This is a genomic window from Streptomyces desertarenae, from assembly GCF_042681365.1.
GTDB classification, from domain to species: Bacteria; Actinomycetota; Actinomycetes; order Streptomycetales; family Streptomycetaceae; genus Streptomyces; species Streptomyces desertarenae.
In genome coordinates, this window is sequence record NZ_JBHUFU010000008.1 from 151,462 (window position 1) to 173,770 (window position 22,309).

Here is a 22,309-nt window from a genome sequence, read left to right on the forward strand (position 1 = left end):
AGGAGAGGCACGAGGAATGTCGGTGCTGGTGGTCACCGGGACGGGCACGGAGGTTGGCAAGACCGTGGTCACGGCGGCGCTGGCCGCCGCGGCGGTGGCGGCGGGCCGCTCCGTGGCGGTGCTCAAACCCGCGCAGACCGGGGTCGCCGAGGGCGAGCCGGGCGACGCGGCCGAGGTGCGGCGGCTGGCGGGACCGCGGGTGACGGCCGTGGAACTGGCCCGCTACCCCGACCCGCTGGCGCCCGAGACGGCGGCGCGGCGGGCCGGGCTCCCCCCGGTGCTGCCCGAGTCGGTGGCGGAGACGGCCCGGACGCTGGCCGAGGAGCACGACCTGGTGCTGGTCGAGGGCGCGGGCGGGCTGCTGGTGCGCTTCGACGGGCGGGGCTCGACCCTGGCCGACGCCGCCCGGCTGCTGGGGGCCCCGGTACTGGTGGTCGCCGCGGCCGGGCTGGGCACGCTGAACGCCACCGCGCTGACGGCCGAGGCGCTGCGCGCCCGCGGCCTGGAGTGCGCCGGGGTGGTGGTCGGCAGCTGGCCCCGGGAGCCGGACCTGGCGGCCCGCTGCAACCTGGACGACCTCCCGGTGGCGGCCGGCGCCCCGCTGGCCGGACTGCTGCCGCAGGGGGCGGGCGCCCTGGACCCGGCGGTGTTCCGCAGGAGCGCGGCGGGCTGGCTCTCTCCGGCGCTCGGCGGCACCTGGACGGGCGGGCGGCGGGCCGCCGGGGCGGAACCGGTCCGGCCGGGGTGATCCGCCGGGCGCACCGCACCGGGCCGGCGGCCGGACCGCCCGGCGGGCTGTCCGGACGGCGGCGGGCCGCCCGGGAGGGCACCCGTCACAGCGTCCAGCCGCGCAGTTCGCCGGCGATGGCGCGCACGTCCGCCGTGCCGTCCTTGACCAGGCGGGCGAGGTCGCGGACCTGCTCGGGCGAGACGGCCACCTTCAGCCCGCCCGCCACCAGGTAGGCGTAGGCGACGGCGGAGGCGAACAGGGCGTTGGACCGCTCCAGGGCGGGAACGTGCAGCAGGAGCTGCAGGAGGGCCGCGGCCCGGTCGTGGGGGCCGGGGTAGACGGGGCGGTCGAAGACGGTCGCCTCGTGGCGGGCGACCGCGGCGATCAGGGCGCCGTAGTCGGTCACGCGCGGATCGCCGGGCGTCTTGTCCTCGGCGACCATCAGCAGCCAGGCGAGGTCGATGCGGGGACTCACGAAGGCCTGCGGCCCTCCCGCTCCCGGCCGAACTCCTCGGCGAAGACGGCCTCGTACTGCTTCATGAAGGCGGCCGCGGCCTCGACGAAGGCGTGCCCCGCCTCGCCCGCGTCCTGCCGGACCAGCTCCTCGATGTAGCGGTTCACGCTGATGCCGCGCTGGAGCGCCCGCTGCCGGGCCGCCTCGGCGGTCGCTTCGTCCACCCGGACGTTCAACTGGGTCTTGGCCACACCTCCACGCTAGCGCCATCGCGCTAGCACCGGCAAGCGGCCCGGTCGGCGTCCGCGGTCCGCACGGCCGCCCGTCCGGCGGATGCCCGGCCGCCCACCGGGTACGGCTCACAGGACGGCTCCCGCACGGGCCGTGCGGCCCACCCGCCCCGCGGAGGCGCGGCGTCCGCGGGGCAGGAGGAGCCCCGAGGGGCCCGGGCACGGGCGGACCGCCGCCCGGACCCCGGGTGGCTGGACACGGTGGCCGGCACGCTCCGGCTGCGGGACCGTCCGGGCCGCCGCCCCGCCCGGCTCTCCGGCGGCCGGCACCAGCGGGTCGGCCCACCATGCATGGCGCGCCACGGGGTACGAGCCCCGACGCAGTGGAGCCGCCGATCCGGTCCGGGCGGCGGCAACCGGTGACCGTGAGGAGGCCCGCCGACGATGGACAGTCCGGCGCGCGTACCGTACCGCGCGTTCGCAGGGGAGGTGCTCGGGCACCCGTCCGCGGACGGGGTGCCCCGGGGCGGGGTGCCCGGGGGCGGGAAGACCCCTCCGGCCCCCGGAACGGGGGCGGCCCGGTGACCGAGGTCCTCCTCCTGCTCCTGGCCCTGCTGCTGACGCTCGCCTGCGCCGTGTTCGTCGCCGCGGAGTTCTCCCTGACCACCGTGGAGCGGAGCGAGCTGGAGCGGGCGGCCGAACTCGGCGAGGCGGGTGCCGACAGCGCGCTGCAGGCGGTGCGGTCCCTCACCTTCCAGCTCTCCGGCGCCCAGCTCGGCATCACCGTGACCGGCCTGGTCATCGGCATGCTCGCCGAGCCCTCCACCGCCCGTCTGCTGTCCGGGCCGCTGCGGTGGGCCGGTCTGCCCGCCCCGACGGCGGCCTCGGTCGCCCTGGTGGTCGGCACCGCGCTGTCCACGGTGGTACTGATGGTGGTCGGCGAGCTGGTGCCGAAGAACTGGGCGATCTCCCGGCCGCTGCCGGTCGCCCGCCGCGTCGGTGCCCTCCAGCGGGGCTTCAGCGCCGCGTTCCGCCCGCTGATCACCCACCTGAACAACACCGCCAACCGCGTCCTGCACCGGCTGGGGCTGGAGCCCACCGAGGAGCTGGCCTCGGCCCGCTCCCCCCAGGAGCTGGTGGCCCTGGCCCGCCACTCGGCGAGGGAGGGCGCGCTGGAGGCGGACACCGCGGAGCTGTTCGTCCGCACCATCCAGCTCTCGGAGCTGACCGCGCAGAGCGTGATGACCCCGCGGGTGCAGGTCACCGCCCTGGAGGAGCACACCACCGCCGAGGACGTGGTCAACGCCGCACGCGCCACGGGCCTGTCCCGCTTCCCCGTCTACCGGGGCGGTCTGGACACGGTGGTGGGCGTCGTCCACGTCAAGGACGCCATCGCCGTTCCCGCCGGACGCCGGCTGCACCATCCGGTCGCCGCCCTGCTGCGCGAGCCGTTGCTGGTGCCCGAGTCGCTGACCGTGGACCGGCTGCTGGACCGGCTCTCGGGCAGGAACAGCATGGCGGTGGTGATCGACGAGTACGGCGGCACGGCCGGGGTCGCCACGCTGGAGGACATCGTCGAGGAGGTCGTGGGCGAGGTCCGCGACGAACACGACCCGTTCGAGACGCCCGACCTGGTCCCGGCGGGCGCGGACCCCGCGGGCCGCGCGCTCTACGACGCGGACGGCGCGGCCCGCACCGACCAGCTCGAACGCATCGGGCTGCGCGCCCCGGAGGGCCCGTACGAGACGCTGGCCGGGCTGGTCGCCACCGAGCTGGGCCGCATTCCGGCGGTGGGCGACGTCCTCGACGTCGCCGGGTGGCGCCTGGAGGTCGTGGACGCCACGGGGCGGCGGGCCGCCGGGGTGCGGCTGACCGCCCCGCCGGAGCCGGAGGACGGCGACACCTACGGCGCCGACCACCACTACAGCGGCGGACGCCACCACGGTGCCGACGTCACCGGCGGGACCGGCGGGACCGGCGGCCCGGACGGCGGCGGAACCGACGACGGACGGGAGGCCCGCAGGTGACCGCGGTCCAACTGCTGATCGGCCTGCTGACGCTGGTCGCCAACGCCTTCTTCGTGGGCGCGGAGTTCGCCATGATCTCCGTGCGCCGCAGCCAGATCGAACCGCTGGCCGAACAGGGCGACAAGCGGGCGCGCGGCGTGGTGTGGGGCCTGGAGCACGTGTCGGCCCTGATGGCCGCCGCGCAGCTCGGCATCACCCTGTGCACGCTGGTGCTGGGCGTGGTCGCCGAGCCCGCCATCGCGCACCTGCTGGAACCGCCCTTCCACCTGGCGGGCGTGCCCGAGGGCCTGATCCATCCGATCTCCTTCGTGATCGCGCTGTCGGTGGCGACGTACCTGCACATGCTCTTCGGCGAGATGGTGCCCAAGAACATCGCGCTGGCCGCGCCGGAGCGGGCCGCGCTGCTGCTGGGCCCGCCGCTGGTCGCCTTCGCCCGGGCCCTGCGCCCGGTGATCTTCGGGATCAACGCCTTGGCCAACGCCCTGCTGCGGCTGCTGCGGGTGGAGCCCAAGGACGAGGTGTCGGCGACCTACTCCGACGACGAACTGGCGCGGCTGGTGGCGGACTCCAGTGAGGCCGGGCTGCTGGACGAGCGGTCGACGGAGCGGCTGCGCGACGCCCTGGAGCTGGGCCGCCGCCCGGTGGCCGAGGTCGTGAGGCCCACCGACCGCGTCGTCTCGGCCCGCGTCGGCGTCACCCCCGACGGGTTGGAGCAGCTCTCGGCGAGCAGCGGCTTCTCCCGCTTCCCCGTGGTGGACGGCCGCGGCCGGGCACTGGGCTACCTGCACGTCAAGGACGCCCTCGACGCCGTGCAGCGCGACGCGCCGTTCCCCGTCTCCGCCCTGCGGCCGATCGCCCGGGTGCGGGCGACGACACCGCTGGACGACGTGCTGGGCGCGATGCGCGGCAGCGGCACCCACCTGGCGGCCGTGATCGGCCCGGACGGGCGCGCCGTCGGGCTGGTCACCATGGAGGACGTGCTGCGCGAGCTGGTCGGCCGGTAGGTGCCGGGGCCGGGGCGGGCCGGGGCACATACCAGTCGGTCGGTTACCATGGCCTGCGCCATGGACAGCAGACCGCAGAGCGCATCCGGCTCCCCCGCCCCGCCCGCCATCACCAGCTTCGTCGCCCTGGGCGACTCCTTCACCGAGGGCATGTCCGACCTGATGCCGGACGGCACCTACCGGGGCTGGGCCGACCTGCTGGCCGCCCGGTTGGCCGCGCGCACCGAGGGCTTCCGGTACGCCAACCTGGCGGTGCGCGGCAAGCTCATCGGGCAGATCGCCCGGGAGCAGGTGGACGTGGCCGCCGCCATGGACGCGGACCTGGTGACGCTGGTGGGCGGCCTCAACGACGTGCTGCGCCCGAAGTGCGACATGGGGCGGGTGTGCGGACTGCTGGAGGAGTCGGTGGCCCGGCTCGCACCGCGCTGCGGGCACCTGGTGCTGATGCGCAGCCCCGGCCGGCGCGGTCCGGTGCTGGAGCGCTACCGGACCCGGATGGAGCAGTTGTTCGACTTCATCGACTCCCTCGCCGCGGAGCACGGCGCCCTGGTGGTCGATCTGTACGGCTGCGAGGCGCTGGGCGATCCGCGGATGTGGGCCGACGACCGGCTCCACCTGACCGCGGAGGGGCACGAGCGGGTGGCCGAGGCCGTCTGGCAGCGGCTCGGGCACGAGGCCGAGTCGGACTGGCACGCCGCGCTGCCGCCCGCCGTCCTCCCGGGCTGGTACGCGCGCCGCGTCGCCGACCTGCGCTTCACCCGCCGCCACCTGCTCCCCTGGATCGGCCGCCGGCTCACCGGCCGCTCCTCCGGGGACGGGCTGGCACCCAAGCGGCCCGACCTGGCGCCGCTGGCCCCGGCCGTGGACCGGGAGCGGTACCAGGCCGCCGGTCCCGCCGCGGACTGAGGCCGAACCCGGCGCCGCCGCGCGTCCCCGCGGGGGCGGCCGCCGCCTCGGACCTGGGGCGGCCGGCCCGCGGGGCACCCGTAGAATCCCCGGGTGTGACTGAGAAGCCGCGCATCCCGAACGTCCTGGCCGGCCGCTACGCCTCCGCGGAGCTGGCCCGCCTGTGGTCCCCCGAGCACAAGGTGGTCCTGGAGCGGCGGCTGTGGCTCGCCGTGCTGCGGGCCCAGAAGGACCTGGGCGTGGAGGTCCCGGACGCGGCGCTGGCCGACTACGAGCGGGTCCTGGAGGACGTCGACCTCGCCTCGATCGCCGAGCGCGAGAGGGTCACCCGCCACGACGTGAAGGCGCGGATCGAGGAGTTCAACGCCCTGGCCGGGCACGAGCACGTGCACAAGGGCATGACCTCCCGCGACCTGACCGAGAACGTCGAGCAGCTCCAGATCCGCCTGTCGCTGGAGCTGGTGCGCGACCGCACCGTGGCCGCCCTGGCCCGGCTGGGCCGGCTGGCCGCCGAGCACTCCGAGCTGGTGATGGCCGGGCGCTCCCACAACGTCGCCGCGCAGGCGACCACGCTGGGCAAGCGCTTCGCGACCGCCGCGGACGAGCTCCTGGTGGCCCACGCCCGGCTGGAGGAGCTGCTGGGCCGCTACCCGCTGCGCGGCGTCAAGGGCCCGGTGGGCACCTCCCAGGACATGCTGGACCTGCTGGGCGGTGACGCGGGCAGGCTGTCCGAGCTGGAGGAGCGGATCGCCGCGCACCTCGGCTTCGGGCGCACCCTCACCTCCGTCGGCCAGGTCTACCCGCGCTCGTTGGACTACGAGGTGGTGACCGCGCTGGTGCAGCTGGCCGCCGCGCCCTCCTCGCTGGCCAAGACGATCCGGTTGATGGCCGGTCACGAACTGGTGACCGAGGGGTTCAAGCCGGGGCAGGTCGGCTCCTCGGCGATGCCGCACAAGATGAACACCCGCTCCTGCGAGCGCGTGAACGGCTTCGCCGTCATCCTGCGCGGTTACGCCTCGATGGTCGGCGAGCTGGCGGGCGACCAGTGGAACGAGGGCGACGTCTCCTGCTCGGTGGTGCGCCGCGTCGCCCTGCCCGACGCCTTCTTCGCCCTCGACGGCCTGTTGGAGACCTTCCTGACGGTGCTGGACGAGTTCGGCGCCTTCCCGGCGGTCGTGGCCCGCGAGCTGGACCGCTACCTGCCGTTCCTGGCCACCACCAAGGTGCTGATGGGCGCGGTGCGCGCCGGGGTGGGCCGGGAGACGGCGCACGAGGTGATCAAGGAGCACGCGGTGGCCTCGGCGCTGGCGATACGCGAGGGCGCCGAGCGCAACGAGCTGCTGGACCGCCTGGCCTCCGACGAGCGCATCCCGTTGGACCGCGAGCGGCTGGCCGCCCTGCTGGCCGACCGGCTCTCCTTCACCGGCGCGGCCGGCGACCAGGTCGCCTCGGTGGTGGCCCGGATCGAGGAGGTCGCCAAGCGGCATCCGGAGGCCGCCGCCTACACGCCGGGCGCGATCCTCTGACCTCCCGGCCGGGCGCGGGACTGCCCCCGGCCCGGCCGGGAAGGAGTCCCGCACGAGCGACCGCCGGGGAGGAGTGAGGGACCATGCCGAAGAGGGTGGCGGGCCGGCCGGAGGAGGCCGCGTCCGGCGGGACGGCGTCCGGGCCGCTGTCCGGGGCCGAGATGGAGGAGCTGCGCGCCCGGACCGTGCCGGACGTGGTGGCCGAGGGGCTGCGCGTGCTGTTCTGCGGGATCAACCCGGGGCTCACGACCGCCCGGCTGGGCCACCACTTCGCCCACCCGGGCAACCGCTTCTGGCCGGTGCTGCACGCCTCCGGCTTCACGCCGCGGCGGTTGAGGCCCTCCGAGCAGCACGAGTTGCTCTCCCACGGGCTGGGCATCACCAACATCTCCCCCCGCCCCACCGCCCGCGCCGACGAGTTGTCGGCCGAGGAGTTCCGCGAGGGCGGCCGGGTGCTGAGGGAGAAGGTGGCGCGGCTGCGTCCGGCCTGGCTGGCGGTGGTGGGGGTGACCGCCTACCGGGCGGCCTTCGGGGACCGGAAGGCCCGGATCGGCCCGCAGGAGGCGGCGATCGGCGACACCCGGATCTGGGTGCTGCCCAACCCCAGCGGGCTCAACGCCCACTGGACGCTGGAGACGATGGCGGAGGAGTTCGGCCGGCTGCGGGCCGCCGCGTCCGCCTGACCGGCCCGGCCCGGCCGGTCGGCCGCGGTTCCGCCCCGGAGGCTCCTCCGGTCCCGTCCCGGCTCCCGGCTCTCGCCCCCGATCCGCTCGCCGGATACGATCCGGCCACAGATGTGCACCTTCCCGGGAGGCGGACGTTGGGACGGCTCACCGGCAGGGACCCCTCCCTGCTGCGCAGGATCAACTCCACCGTCGTCCTGCGCGCGCTGCGCGCGGCCGAGGGCGCGCCCTCGCTCTCGGACCTGGCCCAGGCCACGGAGCTCTCCCGGCCCACGGTCGAGGGCGTGGTGGAGCAGTTGGTGGACGCGGGGCTGGCCGCCGAGACGGCCGCCTCCTCCGGTGACGTGCGGCGGCAGGGGCGCCCCGCCCGCCGCTACCGCTTCCGCGCCGAGGCCGGCCACCTGCTGGGGGTGGAGATCGGGCCGCACCGGGTGGCCGCCGTCGTCGCCGACCTGGGCGGGGAGCGGCTGGGCACGGTCGCCCGGGAGGTCTCCGAGCACGCCTCGGCCGACGAGCGGCTGGAGCGGGTGCGGGCGGTGGTCTCCGAGCTGCTGCGCGGCTGCGAGGTGCCGCGCAGCACCCTGCGGGCGGTGGGGGTGGGCAGCCCCGGGATCGTGGAGGCCGGCGGCACGGTGCGGCTGTGCACCGCGCTGCCGGGGTGGACGGGACTGCCGCTGGGCGAACGGCTGCGGCGCTCGTTCCGCTGCCCGGTGCTGGTGGAGAACGACGCGAACGCCGCCGTGCTGGCCGAGCACTGGGTGGGCGCGGCCACCGGCTCCGACGACGTGGTGTTCGTCCTGGCCGGGCTGAGCCCGGGGGCCGGCTCCCTGATCGGCGGACGGCTGCACCGCGGGTACGGCGGCGCGGCCGGGGAGATCGGCGCACTGCACCTGCTGGGCCGGGAGGCGACGCCGGAGCATCTGCTGTCCACGACCGGCGAACCGCTGCACCCGCTGGACGAGGCCGCGGTGGCACGGGTGTTCGCCCTGGCCCGCGAGGGGGACGAGCGGGCGCGGCAGGCCGTGGAGCGGTTCATCCGGCGGCTGGTGCACGACGTGGCCGCCCTGGTGCTGGCCCTCGATCCGGAGCTGGTCGTCGTCGGCGGCTGGGCCACCGGGCTGGACGGGGTCCTGGACCCGCTCCGCCGCGAACTGGAGCGCTACTGCCTGCGCGCGCCGCGGGTGGAGCTGTCCAGGCTGGGCGGCGAGGCCATCGCGACCGGAGCGCTGCGGCTGGCGCTCGACCACGTCGAGGAGGAGCTGTTCACGGTGGAGGGGACGACCGTCTGACCGGCGGGCGCCGGGGCCCGCCCGTCCGGCCGGCCCGCTCCGTCAGCTCGCCAGCAGGGAGACCCCGCCGGTGTCGCCGAAGGTGAGGCGGCAGGTGTCGGCTCGGTAGGTGGCCACGGCCACCGCCGCGGTGCCGCCGCCGGCGAGGTAGCGGGTGGTGACGACGAGGACGGGCGCGCCGGGCAGCCGGTCCAGCCGCCTGGCGTCCTCCGCGCGGGCGGACCCCAGCTCCACGGCCCGCTCCTGGCCGCCGAGTTCGAGGCGGTTCAGCTCGCGCAGGACGGCCCGGCCGCGGGCGGCGCCCGCGCCGGCCCCGATGCCGGAGAGCCCGGGCACCGACGCGTCCGGCACGTACAGCAGCTCGGTGGCGACCGCCTGCCCGTGGGCCGTGCGGACGCGGTGGACGATGTGGACCGTCCGACCGGCCTCCGCACCGAGCGTCCGGGCCACCGCGGCCGGGGGCACGGCCTCCTCGCAGTCCTCGGTCTGCCAGGCGTCGCCGGAGGCGCCCGGCCAGCCGTGCTGCGCGGGGTCCAGGTCCACCCCGACGCGCGGCGGGGCGACGGTGGTGCCGACCCCGCGGCGGCGGTGGAGGCGGCCCTCCAGCTCCAGCTGCTCCAGGGCCTGGCGGAGGGTGGCGCGGGCGACGCCGAAGCGGGCGGCGAGCTCGCGCTCGTTCGGCAGGACCTCCCCCACCGCGAAGTCGGACTCGAGCGCCTCCGACAGCACGGTCTTGAGGTGCCAGTACTTCGGCTCCGGCGCCGTCTCCAGTCGAGTGGTCCCCACCCTTGCCTCCGCAGTCACCGTGGTCCGCCGGGGGACGTGCGTCCCTCCGTGATTTATGCGCGCTTGTTTTTTAAAGGTTGTTGCGTATAGCGACGATAGGGATCCCTGCCCCACTTGGTCAAGACCAATCACCCCCGCTACCGTGCCGGGCACGGGCGCACCGTCCGCTGGGAGGCCGGTGCGGAGGACCGGCGGAAGGGCGGGCGGAGATGGAACGGCAGGTGACGGTGGTCACCGGTGCCGGCCGCGGCATCGGAGCAGCGGTGGCGCGGCGGCTGGCGCGGGCCGGGCACGACGTGGCCGTCGGCTACGAGCGCGACGCGGAGGCGGCCGAGGCCACGGCGGCGGCGGTGCGGGCCGAGGGGCGCGAGGCGGTGGCCGTGCGGATGGACATCAGCGTGGAGGCCGAGGTCGACGCCTTCTTCGCGGAGGCGGCCGACCGGCTCGGCCCGGTCACGGGGGCCGTCCTCAACGCCGGCATCACCGGCCCGCTGGGACGCTTCACCGAGACCCCCACCGCGGTGATGCGCCGGGTGGTGGACGTCAACGTCGTGGGCACGCTGCTGTGCGCGCGGCGGGCGGCCCTGGCGATGTCCGAGCGCCACGGCGGGAGCGGCGGCGCGATCGTCACGGTCTCCTCGTGCGCGGCGACGCTCGGCAGCCCCGGCGAGTACGTCCACTACGCGGCGAGCAAGGCGGCGGTGGACGCGATGACGGTGGGCCTGGCCAAGGAGCTGGCGCCGGAGGGGGTGCGGGTGAACTCGGTGCAGCCGGGGACGATCCTCACCGAGATGCACGCCGCCATGGGCGACGCCCGGCGGCCGTGGCGCAAGGCCGAGGTCATTCCGATGGGCCGTCCCGGGGAGGCGGAGGAGGTGGCCGGCGCGGTCGCCTGGCTGCTGTCGCCGGAGGCGTCGTACACCACGGGCGCGGTGCTGCGGGTGAGCGGCGGGCTGTGACCCGGCGCCGTCCCTCCCGCCCCGGTGCGCGGACGGCGCGCCGGGGCGGGAGGGCCCGCCGGCGGCTCGCCGGACCGGCCGCGCCGCTTCACCCGCTCCGGGCCCGGGTGGGGGAGCCCGGCCGGGCAGGCGGCGTGCCGTTCGGGTGGCACATGAACTTGTCATTTTCCCGTCGCCCTCCGCTCCCCTGCCGCCCGCCGCGGCGTTCCCCCGGCTCCCCACCCTGAACCTCCGTACGGCCGCCGAGCCGCCGTTCCACCGTTCCGCCCGCCCTCCGGAGGTCCGTCCATGGCAGCAGCCGATTCCCCGTCCGCCCGCCCCGCCCCCGCCCGTCGCGCGGTCCTGCGCGGCACGCTGGCGGCGGCGTCGGCACTGGCGCTGCCGGGCTCCGTGCTGGGCGCGGCCCCCGCGCTGGCCCTGTCCGGCCGGCCGCGCGCCGCCTGGGGCGTGCAGGCCGGCGAGGTGACGACCTCCTCCGGCCTGGTGTGGGTGCGTTCGGACCGCCCGGCCCGGATGCTGGTGGAGACCTCCGCCACGGAGTCCTTCCGCAACCCCCGCCGCTGGTACGGCCCCCTGCTGGGCCCGGACACCGACTTCACCGGGACGACCGCGCTGCACGGCCTGCCTCCGGGGCGGCAGGTGCACTACCGGGTGGTGCTGGCCGATCCGGACGACCCTCGCCGCACCGGCGAGCCGGTCCGCGGCACCTTCCGCACCGCACCGGCACGGCGCCGCGACGGGGTGCGGTTCGTGTGGTCGGGCGACCTGGCCGGACAGGGGTGGGGCATCAACCCCGAGCGGGACGGCGGCTACCCGATCTTCGACGAGATGGCCCGCCTGGACCCGGACTTCTTCCTCTTCAGCGGCGACACCGTCTACGCCGACGGCCCCCTGACCGAGACCGTGGAGCTGCCCGGCGGCGGGGTGTGGCGCAACCTCGTCACCGAGGAGAAGGCGAAGGTCGCCGAGACCCTCGCGGAGTACCGGGGCAACTTCCGCTACAACCTGGCGGCCGAGTCGCTGCGGCGCTTCAACGCGCAGGTGCCCTCGATCGTGCAGTGGGACGACCACGAGGTGGTCAACAACTGGTACCCGGGCGAGATCCTCGCCGACGAGCGCTACACCGAGCGGCGCGTGGACGTGCTGGCGGCGCGGGCCCGGCAGGCGTTCGGCGAGTACTACCCCCTGTCCCCCTCCTCCCGGCGGCGCGACGGGGCGGGCCGGATCCACCGGGTGGTGCGCCACGGCCCGCTGCTGGACGTCTTCGTCCTGGACATGCGCACCCACAGGAACGCCAACTCCCCCGGCCGGCAGACCTCCGACCCGCAGGGTGTCCTGGGCGCCGAGCAGCTCGCCTGGCTCAAGCGCGAGCTGGCGCGCTCGCGGGCGGTGTGGAAGGTGATCGCCTCCGACATGCCGCTGGGGCTGGTCGTCCCCGACGGCACGGACGTGGAGGCCGTCGCGCAGGGCGACCCCGGCGCGCCCCTGGGCAGGGAGCTCCAGATCGCCGAACTGCTGAGGTTCGTCAGGCACCGGCGCATCACGGGCACGGTGTGGCTGACCGCCGACGTGCACCACACCTCGGCCCAGCACTACTCGCCGGAGCGGGCGGCGTTCAAGGACTTCGCGCCGTTCTGGGAGTTCGTCTCCGGGCCGCTGAACGCGGGCGCCTTCCCCGCCTCCGCCCTGGACGGCACGTTCGGCCCCGAGCGGGTCTTCGTCAAGGCGCCGGAGCGGGGGAACGTGTCGCCGAGCGAGGGCTACCAGTTCTACGGCCAGGTGGACATCGACGGCGACAGCGGCGACCTGACGGTGCGGCTGCGCGAGGAGGGCGGAGCGGTGCTGTTCACCAAGACGCTCCGGCCGGGCCTGGTCGGGCAGTGACACCGCCCGCGCGTCGGGGGGCGACCACCCCCCGACGCGCGGCACCGCTTCCCGTCCGCTCCCCCGTCCGCCCCCCCGGAGGGAGGGCGGACGGCCTACGCTGCGTCCATGGACCACCGGCACCACGGCGACGGCGGTCGCGGCGGCACGGGCGGCCCCGCGGCCGGTCTGACCTATCCCGGGGCGGGCGCCACCCGCGGGGACGCCCCCTCCCGCTTCCCCCCGGGGTTCGGGCGGCTGCGGGTGCGCACCCTCCTCGGTTCGGGCCCGGAGGTCTTCCGGGCCGCCGCCGACACGGTGCTGACCTGGCGGATGCACCGGGCCATGGGGGTGGAGACGGTCACCGACGCCCCGCGCGCGGAGCCCGGCGCGCACGTGGTGGTGGGCCTGGGCCTCGGGCGGCTGCGCGTCCGCGCCCCGTGCCGGGTGGTGTGGACGGAGGACGGCGGGCGGCGCGCCGGCTTCGGCTACGGGACGCTGCCGGGCCACCCGGAGCACGGTGAGGAGGCCTTCGTGGTGGAGCTGGCCGACGACGGGACGGTGTGGCTGGAGGTGCGGGCGTTCAGCCGTCCCGCGGTGTGGTGGACGCGGGCCGCCGGGCCGCTCGTCCCCCTGTTCCAGCGGCTGTACGCCCGGCGGTGCGGGGCGGTGCTGCGGCGCTGCGTGCGCATATGACAAACCGATCGACAAAACGGGCATGGTGCCCAGATGGCACTTAACCCATCGGTCACAGACCGTTCGTGATCACGCAACACCGGTCGGCGAGAGTGGCGGCATGACCGAGACCTCCGCATACCGCTCCGACCGCCGTACGGGCCGCCGTGCGCCGCGCCGCACGGGCCGGGGCGCACACCACTGGCGGCACGACCTGGTCGAACTGGCCGCCCTGTTCACCGCCGTGACCGTGGCGGACAGCATCGCGAAGACGGTGGCCCAGGGCCCGGACGGCCCCGTGCTGCTGGTGCTGTCGGCCGTCGCGCTGCTGGCCGCGGCCGGGATCCACACCTGGTTCGCACGGCGCCGCCACCATCCCCCGCCCGATCCCGGGGCCGCGGCGGGCCGCGGCGGGGAGACCGGAGCGGCGGCCGCCGCGGCGGCGGAGGCCGGTCCGTCCAGGGCGGCCGGGCCCGCCGAGGCGGAGCCGCCGGTGCTGTGGCGGCTGCGCACCACCGTGCGCGAGGAGCCGGGCTCGCTGGCCGCCCTGTGCGGTGCGCTGGCGGAGCACCGGGTGGACGTCCTGGGCCTCCAGACCCATCCGCTGGGCGAGGTGACGGTGGACGAGTTCATGCTGCGGGCCCCCCGGTCGCTGGCGCCCGCGGCGCTGCACCGGGCGGTGGCCTCGGCGGGCGGCCGGGACACCTGGCTGGAGCGGGCCGACGCCCACGACATGGTGGACGTCCCCACCCGGGTGCTGGAGCTGGCCACCCGCACCGCCCTGGACAGCGCCGACCTCCCGCTGGCGCTGCGGCAGCTGCTCGGCCGCTGCACCATCCGCTCGGTCCCGGCCGGCGCGGCGGCCGGCCCGCGGCCCGCGGGGGACGCGGAGGCCGGGGAGGACCCGCTCCGGGAGGGCGTGCTGGAGGGGACGGTGATGCGGCTGCGCGATCCGCACGGCGGGACGATCACCGTCGAACGCCCCCACCTGCCCTTCACCCCCACCGAGTTCGCGCGGGCACGCGCCCTGGTCCGGCTCGACGCCCTGCTGGACGTCCAGCCCGACCCCCGCACCGACGGGCCCGCTCCCGCGCAGGGCGCCTCCGGGCGGATGCCGCGCCGCCGCGAGACGCTGACCCTCCGGGAGGGCAACGAGATCACCGTGCGGCGGGCGGACACCCGTGATCTGGAGGCCGCCCGCGCGATGCACCGGCGGTGCTCGGTGCGCACGCTGAACGCGCGCTACCACGGCCCGGTCAAGGACGCCGACCGCTATCTGGACCACCTGCTCAGCCCGCGCTTCGGCCGCACCCTGGCCGCCGAGACGCCCTCGGGGAAGCTGGTGGCGCTGGGCCACCTGCTGTGGGACGGCGACGAGACCGAGGTGGCCCTCCTCGTGGAGGACGTCTGGCAGCGCCGCGGCATCGGCGCCGAGCTGCTGCGCCGGCTGGTGGAGATGGCCGCGGAGGCGCGCTGCGAGAGCGTCTACGCCGTGACGCGGTCGTCCAACACCGGCATGGTGGCGGCGATGCGCGGTCTGGGGCTGCCGCTGGACTACCAGATCGAGGAGGGGACCCTGGTGATCACCGCCCGGCTCGCTCCGGTTCCCGCCGCCGCGGAGACGAAAGGCCCCTGAGGTCTCCGGCCCCCTCGCCGGCAGCGGCCTCGGCGCCGCCCTCGGTGCCGGAGGCACCGGCGAGGGCGGCGTCGAGGTCGTGCCACAGGTCCTCGACGTCCTCCAGGCCCACCGACATGCGCAGCAGCTTCTCGCCGATCCCGCCGGTGCGGCGGTTGTCCTCGCCGATGATGCGGTGGCTGATGGAACCGGGGTGCTGGATGAGGGTGTCCACGCTGCCCAGGCTGACGGCCGGGGTGATCAGCCGCACCCCCGCGATCACCCGGTGCGGGTCGCCGTGCACCTCGAAGGAGACCATGGCGCCGCCGATCCGGGGGTAGTGGACGCGGGCGACCCGCGGGTCGCCCGCCAGGCGGCGGGCCAGTTCCGCGGCGTTGGCGGACTGCGCCCGCACCCGCACCGGCAGGGTGGACAGGCCGCGCAGCAGCAGGTACCCGGCCAGCGGGTGGAGGACCCCGCCGGTGGCGAAGCGGATCCTGCGCAACTCCCGGGCCGTTCCCTCGTCGCAGGCGACGACGCCGCCGAGGACGTCGCCGTGGCCGCCCAGGTACTTGGTGGCGCTGTGCAGCACCATCCGTGCGCCGTGCTCGGCGGGGCGCTGGAGGACGGGGGTGGCGAAGGTGTTGTCGACCAGCAGCGGCACCGGGCCGCAGGCGCGGGCCACGGCGTCGAGGTCCAGCTCGGACAGGGTGGGGTTGGCCGGGGTCTCGACCATCACCAGGCCGGTGTCGTGGCGAACGGCGCCGGCGATGCCGGCCGGGTCCGTCCAGGTCACCTCGGTGCCCAGCAGCCCGTCGGCGAGCAGGTGGTCGCTGCACCCGTACAGCGGCCGGACCGCGACGACGTGCCGCAGCCCCTGCGCGACGCGGGCCAGGAGCACGGCGCTCAGGGCCGCCATGCCGCTGGCGAAGGCGACGGCCGACTCCGTCCCCTCCAGCCGGGCCAGGGCGGTCTCGAAGCGCGCCACGGTGGGGTTGTCGAGGCGGGCGTAGACCGGCGGTCCCTCCAGCCGGGCTCCGGTGGCGGCGAACTCGTCCAGCCGGGCGGCCTCGGCGCGGCTGTCGTGGGACGGGTAGGTGGTGGACAGGTCCAGGGGGGCGGTGTGCAGGCCGAGGGCCGCGAGGTCCTCGCGGCCGGCGTGCACGGCTTCGGTGGCCGGCGACCGGGGTGGTGTCGCCGGTGTCGTGTCCATGCTGTCCTTGGTCATGCGCCGATACTGAACAGCTACCGGAAGGTAGCCCGAAAAGTCCGTGCTATGTTCGGCCGGTGCCCGATTCCGTCGCACTGGATCCGGTCGACCTGGAGATTCTGCGCCTCCTGCAGAACGACGCCCGGACCACCTACCGCGACCTCGCCGCCGCCGTGGGCGTGGCCCCCTCGACCTGCCTGGACCGGGTGGCGCGGCTGCGCCGCGGCGGGGTGATCCTCGGGCACGCCCTGCGGCTGGACCCGGCGATGCTGGGCAGGCCGCTGGAGGCCTTCCTCTCCATCCAGGTGCGGCCGCACCGCAGGGAGCTGATCGGCCCCTTCGTCGAGCGCGTCCGGGCGCTGCCGGAGTCGCGGGCGCTCTTCCACCTCACCGGCCCGGACGACTACCTCGTCCACGTGGCGGTCGCCGGGACCGCCGACCTCCAGCGGCTGGTGCTGGACGAGTTCACCTCGCGGCGGGAGGTGGCGCGGGTGGAGACGCGGCTGATCTTCCAGCAGTGGACGTGCGGGCCGCTGCTGCCGCCCGCCCCGCCGCAGGCCCGGCCCGGCGCCCCGGCCTGATCCACCGCCCCGGCCCGCCGCTCCGCCCCCGCTCCCGCACGCCCCTTTGCTCCCGTATCCGGCGCGGAGCAGCGGCGGACCGGCGTCGACGGAATCCGGACGCCCCGCTGACGCGGCGGCCCCCGCGTACCAGGATGGCGGTCATGTCCGATACCACTGTGAACGCACCCCTGCCCCGGCAGGTCGCCGATGCCCACGTCGACGCGCTCGTGGAGCTCGACCCCGTCCTGGGCACCTACCTCGGTCTCCCGGAGAGCTCGGGGAGGCTGCCCGACTTCTCCCCCGCCGGCCAGGAGGAGCAGGCCGGTCTGTGCCGCGCCACCCTGGAGCGGCTCACCGAGGCCGAGAGGCGGCCCGGCGCCGACGATCCCGCCGAGCGGCGCTGCGCACGGCTGCTGCGCGAGCGGCTGACCGCCGAACTCGCCGTCCACGAGGCGGGCGAAGGGCTGCGCGCCGTCAGCAACATCCACTCCCCGCTGCACTCGGTGCGCAGCGTCTTCACCCTCATGCCGACCGGGAGCGGCGAGGACTGGGCGGCCGTCGCCCGGCGGCTGCGCGCCGTGCCGGCGGCGCTGGCCGGCTACCGTGCCTCCCTCCAGGCGGGCCTGGCCGGCGGGCTGCCGGGCGGCCCCCGGCAGGTGGAGACGGTCGTGGGCCAGCTCGGCGAATGGATCGGCGGACAGGACGGGCGGAGCTGGTTCGCCTCCCTCACCGCCGGCGGGCCCGCGGCCCTGCGCTCCGAGCTGGACGGTGCCGCCGCCGCGGCCACCGGCGCCCTCGCGGAGCTGCGCGACTGGCTGCGCGACACCTACGCCCCGGCCGTCCACGGCGCGCCGGACACCGTGGGCCGCGACCGCTACCGGCGGTGGTCGCGCTACTGGAACGGCACCGACCTGGACCTGGACGAGGCGTACGCGTACGGCTGGGAGGAGTACCACCGCATCCGCGCCGAGATGCGCGCCGAGGCCGAGAAGGTGCTGCCCGGGGCGGCCACCCCCTGGGAGGCGCTGCGCCACCTGGACACCCACGGCCGGGCCGTCGAGGGGGTGGAGGAGACCCGGGTGTGGCTCCAGAACCTGATGGACGAGGCGATCGAGAAGCTGGACGGCACGCACTTCGAGCTGGCCGAGCCCGTACGACGCGTGGAGTCCATGATCGCCCCGCCGGGCGGTGCCGCCGCGCCGTACTACACCGAGCCGTCGCTGGACTTCTCCCGGCCGGGCCGCACCTGGCTGCCGACGATGGGCCAGACCCGCTTCCCCGTCTACGACCTGGTCACCACCTGGTACCACGAGGGGGTTCCCGGCCACCACCTCCAACTCGCCCAGTGGACCTACGTCGCCGACCGGCTCTCGCGCTACCAGACGTCGGTCGGCATGGTCAGCGCCAACGCCGAGGGCTGGGCCCTGTACGCCGAGCGCCTCATGGACGAGCTCGGCTTCCTGCACGACGCCGAGCTGCGGCTGGGCTACCTGGACGCGCAGATGATGCGCTCGACCCGGGTCATCGTGGACATCGGCATGCACCTGGGACTGGAGATCCCCGACCACTCCCCCTTCCACCCCGGGGAGCAGTGGACGCCGCGCCTGGCACAGGAGTTCTTCGGCCTGCACAGCGGGCGTCCGGCGGACTTCGTGGAGAGCGAGCTGGTCCGCTACCTGGGCATGCCGGGCCAGGCGATCGGCTACAAGCTGGGCGAGCGGGCCTGGCTGAAGGGGCGCGAGGCGGCCCGCGCCGCGCACGGCGACGCCTTCGACGCCAAGCGCTGGCACATGGACGCGCTCTCCCTGGGGTCGCTGGGGCTGGACGACCTCGTCTCGGAACTCTCGGCGCTGTGAGCACGGCAGGGTCCGCGGGACGCGGTCCGGCGGCCGCGCCCGCGGACCCTCCCGTGCGGACGTCCCGCGCGCACGGCGGGGCGCCCCCGTCCGGCGTCACCGGCCGAAGCCCCCGTCGGAGGTGATGACCTGGCCGGTGATCCAGGCGGCCTCGTCCGTGGCGAGCCAGGCGACCAGCCGGGCGGGATGTCCGGCCGTCCGCCGAGCGCCTCGGCGGCGGCTCCCACCAGGGCGGCCGGGACCCGGCCGCCACGCACGCCGGTTCCGGGCGGAACTGCGGGCGAGCGGCGCGCTCGTGGACGCCCCGGCCGGCCCCGGGCGCGCTGGGTGGCGGCCCGGGACATCGAGTGCAACTCCTCCTCGGCCGCCGCCGCGTTGGTGTACGGCTACGACGCGTACACCGCTGGCACCGCCGAGAATCGCATCCTGCGCGCCGCCGGCGAGCGGCTGCTGCGGCTGCCGGGCGTCCCCGGCCCGGCAGGCGGCGCCTGGCCCACCAGCGGTCCGGCTCGCCGACACCCTGCCGCTGGCGCGGGGACAGGAACTGCCGCACTGACAGCCGTCCCGCCTCGGCTCCCACCACCAGCCCGCGCTGCGGCTCGCCGAGGCCGCCGCGGCGGAAGCCGGCGTCCTCCCGGCCTTCACGGCCGCCGAGGACGCCGGACGGGCCCTGGCACGGGCCGCGAGGACGGATCTACCTGTTGATCCAGATGCCGAAGTCCCGCGTGGCCGTGTAGAAGTCCTGGAAGCCCAGGCGCGCCCCCGCACTACGGGTCACCGTGCCCTTGGCGATCGCGCCGCCGGCGGCCGAGGCGGTGTAGATCGGGCCGCCGCTGTCACCGCTGCGGGCCGCCTCCCGGCCGTCCATCTGCTCCGCCTCCACCAGGTCTTCGGAGTCGTTGTAGAAGAAGAGGACCTTCATGTTGCAGACCGGGCCGCCCGTGGCCCGTGCGCTGGTGATTCCGGACTGGCACAGGTACTCACCCGGGAAGACGTGGTCCCAGCCGTCGACCCGCACGCCCGCGTCGCTGTCGGGTCCCCCGGTGTACATGAAGTTGTCGGAGTTCGTGGGGATGAGCATCACGTCGTGGGCGTCACTGGACTTGGTGGAGGTGCCGATGTAGATGCCCTGCGGGTTGGTGAACCGATTGCCGCTCCGGCCGCAGTGCTCAGCGGTGAGCAGGTAGGTCGCGCTTGCGTCACGCACACCGAACCCGGCCGTGCACGCCCCGCCATTGAAGTTTATCTGTGCTCCGCCCGACCACGGCGCACCGTCGTTCACACGCGAGCGCTCCTGGAGAGGCTCCTCGCTGATCGTCTTCACGGACACGCCGGCGATCCGGTCGACCGTGCTGTGGTCCTGCGCGACGGAGGCGGTGCGTGCTGCGCGGGTGGTGTCCTGTGCCAGGACCAGTCCGCTGCCGTCAGTGGGGATCTTGACGCTGTGGCCGAGCGAGGGGTCCTTCTCCAGCCGGGCTTGTAACAGCTCGGAGGCGTCCTTGAGTTCGGCCAGCGAGTGGTCCGCGGCGACGATGTGCACGGGGGCGGTTCTGCGGGCCCGCTCCGCGGCCCGCTGTACGGGCTCGGGCAGGTCGCCCTTCCACCACAGGGTGACGTGGTCTTCCTGAAGGCCGATGCCCGTGTAGCCCTCGTAGTGGCCCCGCTCCTGGGCCTTGGCCAGGATGCTCGCAGCGGCGACGAGGGGTCGCTGCTCGTTCATCTTCCGCAGGTTGTCGGCGCCGACAGCCTGTGAGATCGGGACGCTCTTCTCGCTGTTGCCGTCGCGCTGCTGCTCGGCGCTGGCACCCGGTGCGAGGGTGCCGACGAGCGCCATCGCCGCGGCCAGGGCCGAACCCGCAGCCCACAGGCTGGTTCTGCCGTATCTCATGAGTATGCCTTTCCCCTTGGCGTAGCAGTCTGTGATCAGACGGCACAAGCATCCTCATGGGCCCCGATTTACATTCTATCTACAAATGATTAATACCTACCGGATACTCGGGGGTCGTAAGTGAAACACGGAGTCGCACGTGCGGTCGGGTGCGGTGCCGGGAGAGCCACCTTCTCGACGGACTCCGTGAAGACGTACCGGTCGACGTCCACGCACGGCCGGACGCCGACCGGACCGTCGAACCGAGTGCCGTACCGGCTCCGGTGCGACCGGCAGGGAGCCCGGCTCCACCGCAGCGTGCTCTCCACCGCCGTCGGCCGGAAGACGGCCGGACCCCACGCCCGTCATGCCGACTTCCCGCGCACCCGAAGGACGGACTGCCGCACTCGGCCCGCGACACCCCAAGTGGGCGCCCCCGCCGGCACCCTCACCCAGCCGTTGTCGTCATTCGCCCGGTCGCCCACGTACTCCGTGGCGTAGCCGTAGTGGTGGACCGGGTTCGGGTCGTCGTTGAGGGCGGCCATCTGCCCGTCGCAGCTGTTGCAGGTCTCGAACGAGGAGATCATGTACCGCGACATGCCGGCATCCAGGACGTAGCCGGACCGGTCGCAGGGCCGTAGTCCCCGTACACATGGGTCATGCCGCCGCCGTATCCGGCGTGCTGGTACCACGTGATGAGCAGGGTTCCGACACTGCTGCTCATCGTCGCCGTCGTCCTGTCGCCGGAACAGGTCCGGCTCTCCACCCGGGACATCTTCTCGCCCGGCTTCTGCCCGGCGAGGTCGGAGCGCTTGACGGTCTCGCGGGAGGCCGCGCAGGGCAGGTGCGAAGTCGCCCGATCCGGCGACGGGGAGCCACATGGCCGTCGATGAACACGTACAGTGCCGCCGGAAGGGCGTCCCGGTTTGTCTTCACACACCGACCAACGGGCGCCGCCCTTCGCCTTGGTCGCGGCCGGCACAAACACCGGACTCACTCATCTAGGGTGGGCCCATGGCGTCGATCAGGCAGTTCCAGGTCACCTTCGACTGCGCAGAACCCGAGCGCGTCGCCCGTTTCTGGTGCGAGGTGCTGGGGTACGTCGTGCCGCCGCCACCGGAGGGGTTCGCCACGTGGGACGATTTCGACCGCTCGCTGCCGCCCGAGGACCAGGGTTCGGCGTTCGCGTGCGTCGATCCCTCGGGTGCGGGCCCGCGTCTGTTCTTCCAGCGCGTCCCCGAGGACAAGGTCGTCAAGAACCGGCTGCACCTCGACGTGCGGGTCGGCACCGGGCTCGTGGGGGAGGAGCGCCTGGCCGCGCTTGAGGCCGAGTGCGCACGACTGGTCGGGCTCGGCGCGGTGCGCGTGCGGCTCCTGCCCGCCGACGGAGTCAGCGAGTCGTGCCTGGTGATGCAGGACGTCGAGGGCAACGAGTTCTGCCTCGACTGAGCGGCCGCGGAAGCGGCGCCTCCGAGCCGGCCGGCGCAGTTCGCCGCCGCGAGGGGCGCCGTACCGCGACGCGCGCCGACGGCCCTGACCGGTGGTCACCTTCGGCGTCCACGAGCGGCTGCGGCCGCCGCTCACACGCAACCGGCCGGGACGGCGCGTGAGCGGTCAGGAGGTCGTGGCGGCCCGGTCGGACTCGCTGCGCAGCACGCAGAACTCGTTGCCCTCGGGGTCGGCGAGGACGACCCAGCCCGAACCATCGGGATTCCGGTGGTCGGCGACGAGGGTGGCGCCGAGGCCCGACAGCCGGTCCACCTCCTGGTCGCGCGAGGTCTCGGGGCGCAGGCACAGATGGATCCGGTTCTTGACCGTCTTGGCCTCGGGCACCTGGTTGAAGTACAGCACCAGGCCCTCCGCCAGCAGGACCTGGGTCTCCCGGTCACCCGGCCTGTGCTCCGGATACAGCGGACGGCCGGTCACCGCGCTCCAGAACCGGGCCAGCCCGTAGGCGTCCGCGCAGTCGATCGCCACGTTCTGCACCACCGAGACCATGCACACGATCCTTCCCGATCCTCACGCCGAACACCACCGGGTCGCGCTCGTCCCGGACGCGCACACGG

Annotated in this window: 21 protein-coding genes and 1 pseudogene; 14 read left to right on the top strand and 8 right to left on the bottom strand. The window is 75.2% G+C overall.

Translation table 11 applies throughout. The annotated features are described in order from the left end of the window. The first annotated feature begins 16 nt into the window (after positions 1–16). Positions 17–748, top strand: a complete 732-nt coding sequence (bioD, locus tag ACFSJS_RS15365) for a dethiobiotin synthase (RefSeq protein WP_380900584.1) — start codon at positions 17–19, stop codon at positions 746–748. Between the two features lie 85 nt (positions 749–833). Here the strand turns inward: bioD and ACFSJS_RS15370 are convergent, their stop codons facing one another. Together ACFSJS_RS15370 and ACFSJS_RS15375 are read right to left on the bottom strand one after the other, a co-directional pair. Next, complete coding sequence (locus tag ACFSJS_RS15370; protein WP_380900586.1) at positions 834–1,205, bottom strand: fic family toxin-antitoxin system, toxin component; 372 nt, start codon at positions 1,203–1,205, stop codon at positions 834–836. Continuing rightward, positions 1,202–1,435 carry an antitoxin gene (locus ACFSJS_RS15375; RefSeq protein WP_380900588.1) on the bottom strand — a complete coding sequence of 78 codons (234 nt, stop codon included), beginning with the start codon at positions 1,433–1,435 and terminating at the stop codon, positions 1,202–1,204. The genes ACFSJS_RS15370 and ACFSJS_RS15375 overlap by 4 nt, the downstream gene beginning before the upstream one ends. Positions 1,436–1,995: 560 nt before the next feature. Here ACFSJS_RS15375 and ACFSJS_RS15380 point away from each other — a divergent pair. From ACFSJS_RS15380 to ACFSJS_RS15405, 6 genes are all read left to right on the top strand, one after another. After that, positions 1,996–3,441, top strand: a complete 1,446-nt coding sequence (locus ACFSJS_RS15380) for a hemolysin family protein (protein WP_380900590.1) — start codon at positions 1,996–1,998, stop codon at positions 3,439–3,441. After that, complete coding sequence (locus ACFSJS_RS15385) at positions 3,438–4,445, top strand: hemolysin family protein (RefSeq protein ID WP_380900592.1); 1,008 nt, start codon at positions 3,438–3,440, stop codon at positions 4,443–4,445. Before ACFSJS_RS15380 ends, ACFSJS_RS15385 begins: the two co-directional genes overlap by 4 nt. A gap of 60 nt (positions 4,446–4,505) precedes the next feature. After that, a complete protein-coding gene (locus tag ACFSJS_RS15390) occupies positions 4,506–5,351 on the top strand; it encodes an SGNH/GDSL hydrolase family protein (protein ID WP_380900594.1) in 846 nt (281 codons plus the stop codon). Between the two features lie 95 nt (positions 5,352–5,446). After that, positions 5,447–6,877 (top strand): adenylosuccinate lyase, encoded by a 1,431-nt coding sequence (gene purB, locus ACFSJS_RS15395; protein ID WP_380900596.1) that lies wholly within the window; start codon positions 5,447–5,449, stop codon positions 6,875–6,877. A 161-nt stretch (positions 6,878–7,038) separates the two neighbouring features. Then, positions 7,039–7,560 (top strand): G/U mismatch-specific DNA glycosylase, encoded by a 522-nt coding sequence (gene mug / locus ACFSJS_RS15400; RefSeq protein WP_380900808.1) that lies wholly within the window; start codon positions 7,039–7,041, stop codon positions 7,558–7,560. A gap of 137 nt (positions 7,561–7,697) precedes the next feature. Further along, on the top strand, positions 7,698–8,849 hold the full coding sequence (locus ACFSJS_RS15405; protein ID WP_380900598.1) for an ROK family transcriptional regulator: 1,152 nt from the start codon (positions 7,698–7,700) through the stop codon (positions 8,847–8,849). A 42-nt stretch (positions 8,850–8,891) separates the two neighbouring features. Here the strand turns inward: ACFSJS_RS15405 and ACFSJS_RS15410 are convergent, their stop codons facing one another. Further along, complete coding sequence (locus ACFSJS_RS15410) at positions 8,892–9,635, bottom strand: GntR family transcriptional regulator (protein ID WP_380900600.1); 744 nt, start codon at positions 9,633–9,635, stop codon at positions 8,892–8,894. 209 nt (positions 9,636–9,844) lie between these two features. Here ACFSJS_RS15410 and ACFSJS_RS15415 point away from each other — a divergent pair, with 209 nt between their 5' ends. The 4 genes from ACFSJS_RS15415 (at position 9,845) to ACFSJS_RS15430 (ending at position 14,768) form a co-directional block, all read left to right on the top strand. Continuing rightward, positions 9,845–10,594, top strand: coding sequence for an SDR family oxidoreductase (locus tag ACFSJS_RS15415; RefSeq protein ID WP_380900602.1), 750 nt, complete (start codon positions 9,845–9,847; stop codon positions 10,592–10,594). A 288-nt stretch (positions 10,595–10,882) separates the two neighbouring features. Continuing rightward, positions 10,883–12,478, top strand: a complete 1,596-nt coding sequence (locus ACFSJS_RS15420) for an alkaline phosphatase D family protein (protein WP_380900604.1) — start codon at positions 10,883–10,885, stop codon at positions 12,476–12,478. A gap of 108 nt (positions 12,479–12,586) precedes the next feature. Then, a complete protein-coding gene (locus ACFSJS_RS15425; RefSeq protein ID WP_380900606.1) occupies positions 12,587–13,153 on the top strand; it encodes a DUF1990 family protein in 567 nt (188 codons plus the stop codon). A gap of 100 nt (positions 13,154–13,253) precedes the next feature. Then, positions 13,254–14,768: a GNAT family N-acetyltransferase gene (locus tag ACFSJS_RS15430; protein ID WP_380900608.1), complete on the top strand. Its 1,515-nt coding sequence runs from the start codon at positions 13,254–13,256 to the stop codon at positions 14,766–14,768. On the opposite strand, the gene ACFSJS_RS15435 is transcribed toward ACFSJS_RS15430, so the two are convergent. Further along, complete coding sequence (locus tag ACFSJS_RS15435) at positions 14,716–15,975, bottom strand: trans-sulfuration enzyme family protein (protein ID WP_380900610.1); 1,260 nt, start codon at positions 15,973–15,975, stop codon at positions 14,716–14,718. The two genes, ACFSJS_RS15430 and ACFSJS_RS15435, sit on opposite strands and share 53 nt — an antisense overlap. A gap of 59 nt (positions 15,976–16,034) precedes the next feature. On the opposite strand from ACFSJS_RS15435, the gene ACFSJS_RS15440 reads away from it, so the two are divergent. Both ACFSJS_RS15440 and ACFSJS_RS15445 read left to right on the top strand, forming a co-directional pair. Continuing rightward, complete coding sequence (locus ACFSJS_RS15440; RefSeq protein WP_380900612.1) at positions 16,035–16,538, top strand: Lrp/AsnC family transcriptional regulator; 504 nt, start codon at positions 16,035–16,037, stop codon at positions 16,536–16,538. Positions 16,539–16,681: 143 nt separating this feature from the next. Beyond that, positions 16,682–18,376, top strand: coding sequence for a DUF885 domain-containing protein (locus ACFSJS_RS15445; protein ID WP_380900614.1), 1,695 nt, complete (start codon positions 16,682–16,684; stop codon positions 18,374–18,376). Positions 18,377–18,472: 96 nt separating this feature from the next. Here the strand turns inward: ACFSJS_RS15445 and ACFSJS_RS15450 are convergent. The 3 genes and pseudogenes from ACFSJS_RS15450 to ACFSJS_RS15460 all read right to left on the bottom strand — a co-directional run. Continuing rightward, positions 18,473–18,562 (bottom strand): annotated as a pseudogene (locus ACFSJS_RS15450) (SDR family oxidoreductase); the annotation flags it as partial. 508 nt (positions 18,563–19,070) lie between these two features. Beyond that, on the bottom strand, positions 19,071–20,264 hold the full coding sequence (locus ACFSJS_RS15455) for a trypsin-like serine protease (protein ID WP_380900616.1): 1,194 nt from the start codon (positions 20,262–20,264) through the stop codon (positions 19,071–19,073). A gap of 344 nt (positions 20,265–20,608) precedes the next feature. Continuing rightward, positions 20,609–20,842 carry a hypothetical protein gene (locus tag ACFSJS_RS15460; RefSeq protein ID WP_380900618.1) on the bottom strand — a complete coding sequence of 78 codons (234 nt, stop codon included), beginning with the start codon at positions 20,840–20,842 and terminating at the stop codon, positions 20,609–20,611. Between the two features lie 415 nt (positions 20,843–21,257). Here ACFSJS_RS15460 and ACFSJS_RS15465 point away from each other — a divergent pair, with 415 nt between their 5' ends. Continuing rightward, the gene (locus ACFSJS_RS15465; RefSeq protein WP_380900620.1) at positions 21,258–21,692 is read left to right on the top strand and encodes a VOC family protein; all 435 of its coding nucleotides are present in this window, start codon (positions 21,258–21,260) and stop codon (positions 21,690–21,692) included. A 165-nt stretch (positions 21,693–21,857) separates the two neighbouring features. Here the strand turns inward: ACFSJS_RS15465 and ACFSJS_RS15470 are convergent, their stop codons facing one another. Beyond that, a complete protein-coding gene (locus ACFSJS_RS15470) occupies positions 21,858–22,241 on the bottom strand; it encodes a VOC family protein (RefSeq protein ID WP_380900622.1) in 384 nt (127 codons plus the stop codon). Between the last annotated feature and the right edge of the window lie 68 nt (positions 22,242–22,309).

Excerpts from the sequence above, each read along its gene's own strand:
- mug (WP_380900808.1), top strand. The coding sequence starts at position 7,039 with ATGGAGGAGCTGCGCGCCCGGACCGTGCCGGACGTGGTGGCCGAGGGG.
- bioD (WP_380900584.1), top strand. The coding sequence starts at position 17 with ATGTCGGTGCTGGTGGTCACCGGGACGGGCACGGAGGTTGGCAAGACC.
- ACFSJS_RS15425 (WP_380900606.1), top strand. The coding sequence starts at position 12,587 with ATGGACCACCGGCACCACGGCGACGGCGGTCGCGGCGGCACGGGCGGC.
- ACFSJS_RS15435 (WP_380900610.1), bottom strand. The coding sequence starts at position 15,975 with ATGACCAAGGACAGCATGGACACGACACCGGCGACACCACCCCGGTCG.
- ACFSJS_RS15455 (WP_380900616.1), bottom strand. The coding sequence starts at position 20,264 with ATGAGATACGGCAGAACCAGCCTGTGGGCTGCGGGTTCGGCCCTGGCC.
- ACFSJS_RS15465 (WP_380900620.1), top strand. The coding sequence starts at position 21,258 with ATGGCGTCGATCAGGCAGTTCCAGGTCACCTTCGACTGCGCAGAACCC.
- ACFSJS_RS15390 (WP_380900594.1), top strand. The coding sequence starts at position 4,506 with ATGGACAGCAGACCGCAGAGCGCATCCGGCTCCCCCGCCCCGCCCGCC.
- ACFSJS_RS15420 (WP_380900604.1), top strand. The coding sequence starts at position 10,883 with ATGGCAGCAGCCGATTCCCCGTCCGCCCGCCCCGCCCCCGCCCGTCGC.
- ACFSJS_RS15430 (WP_380900608.1), top strand. The coding sequence starts at position 13,254 with ATGACCGAGACCTCCGCATACCGCTCCGACCGCCGTACGGGCCGCCGT.
- ACFSJS_RS15415 (WP_380900602.1), top strand. The coding sequence starts at position 9,845 with ATGGAACGGCAGGTGACGGTGGTCACCGGTGCCGGCCGCGGCATCGGA.
- ACFSJS_RS15445 (WP_380900614.1), top strand. The coding sequence starts at position 16,682 with ATGTCCGATACCACTGTGAACGCACCCCTGCCCCGGCAGGTCGCCGAT.
- ACFSJS_RS15470 (WP_380900622.1), bottom strand. The coding sequence starts at position 22,241 with ATGGTCTCGGTGGTGCAGAACGTGGCGATCGACTGCGCGGACGCCTAC.
- ACFSJS_RS15460 (WP_380900618.1), bottom strand. The coding sequence starts at position 20,842 with ATGTCGCGGTACATGATCTCCTCGTTCGAGACCTGCAACAGCTGCGAC.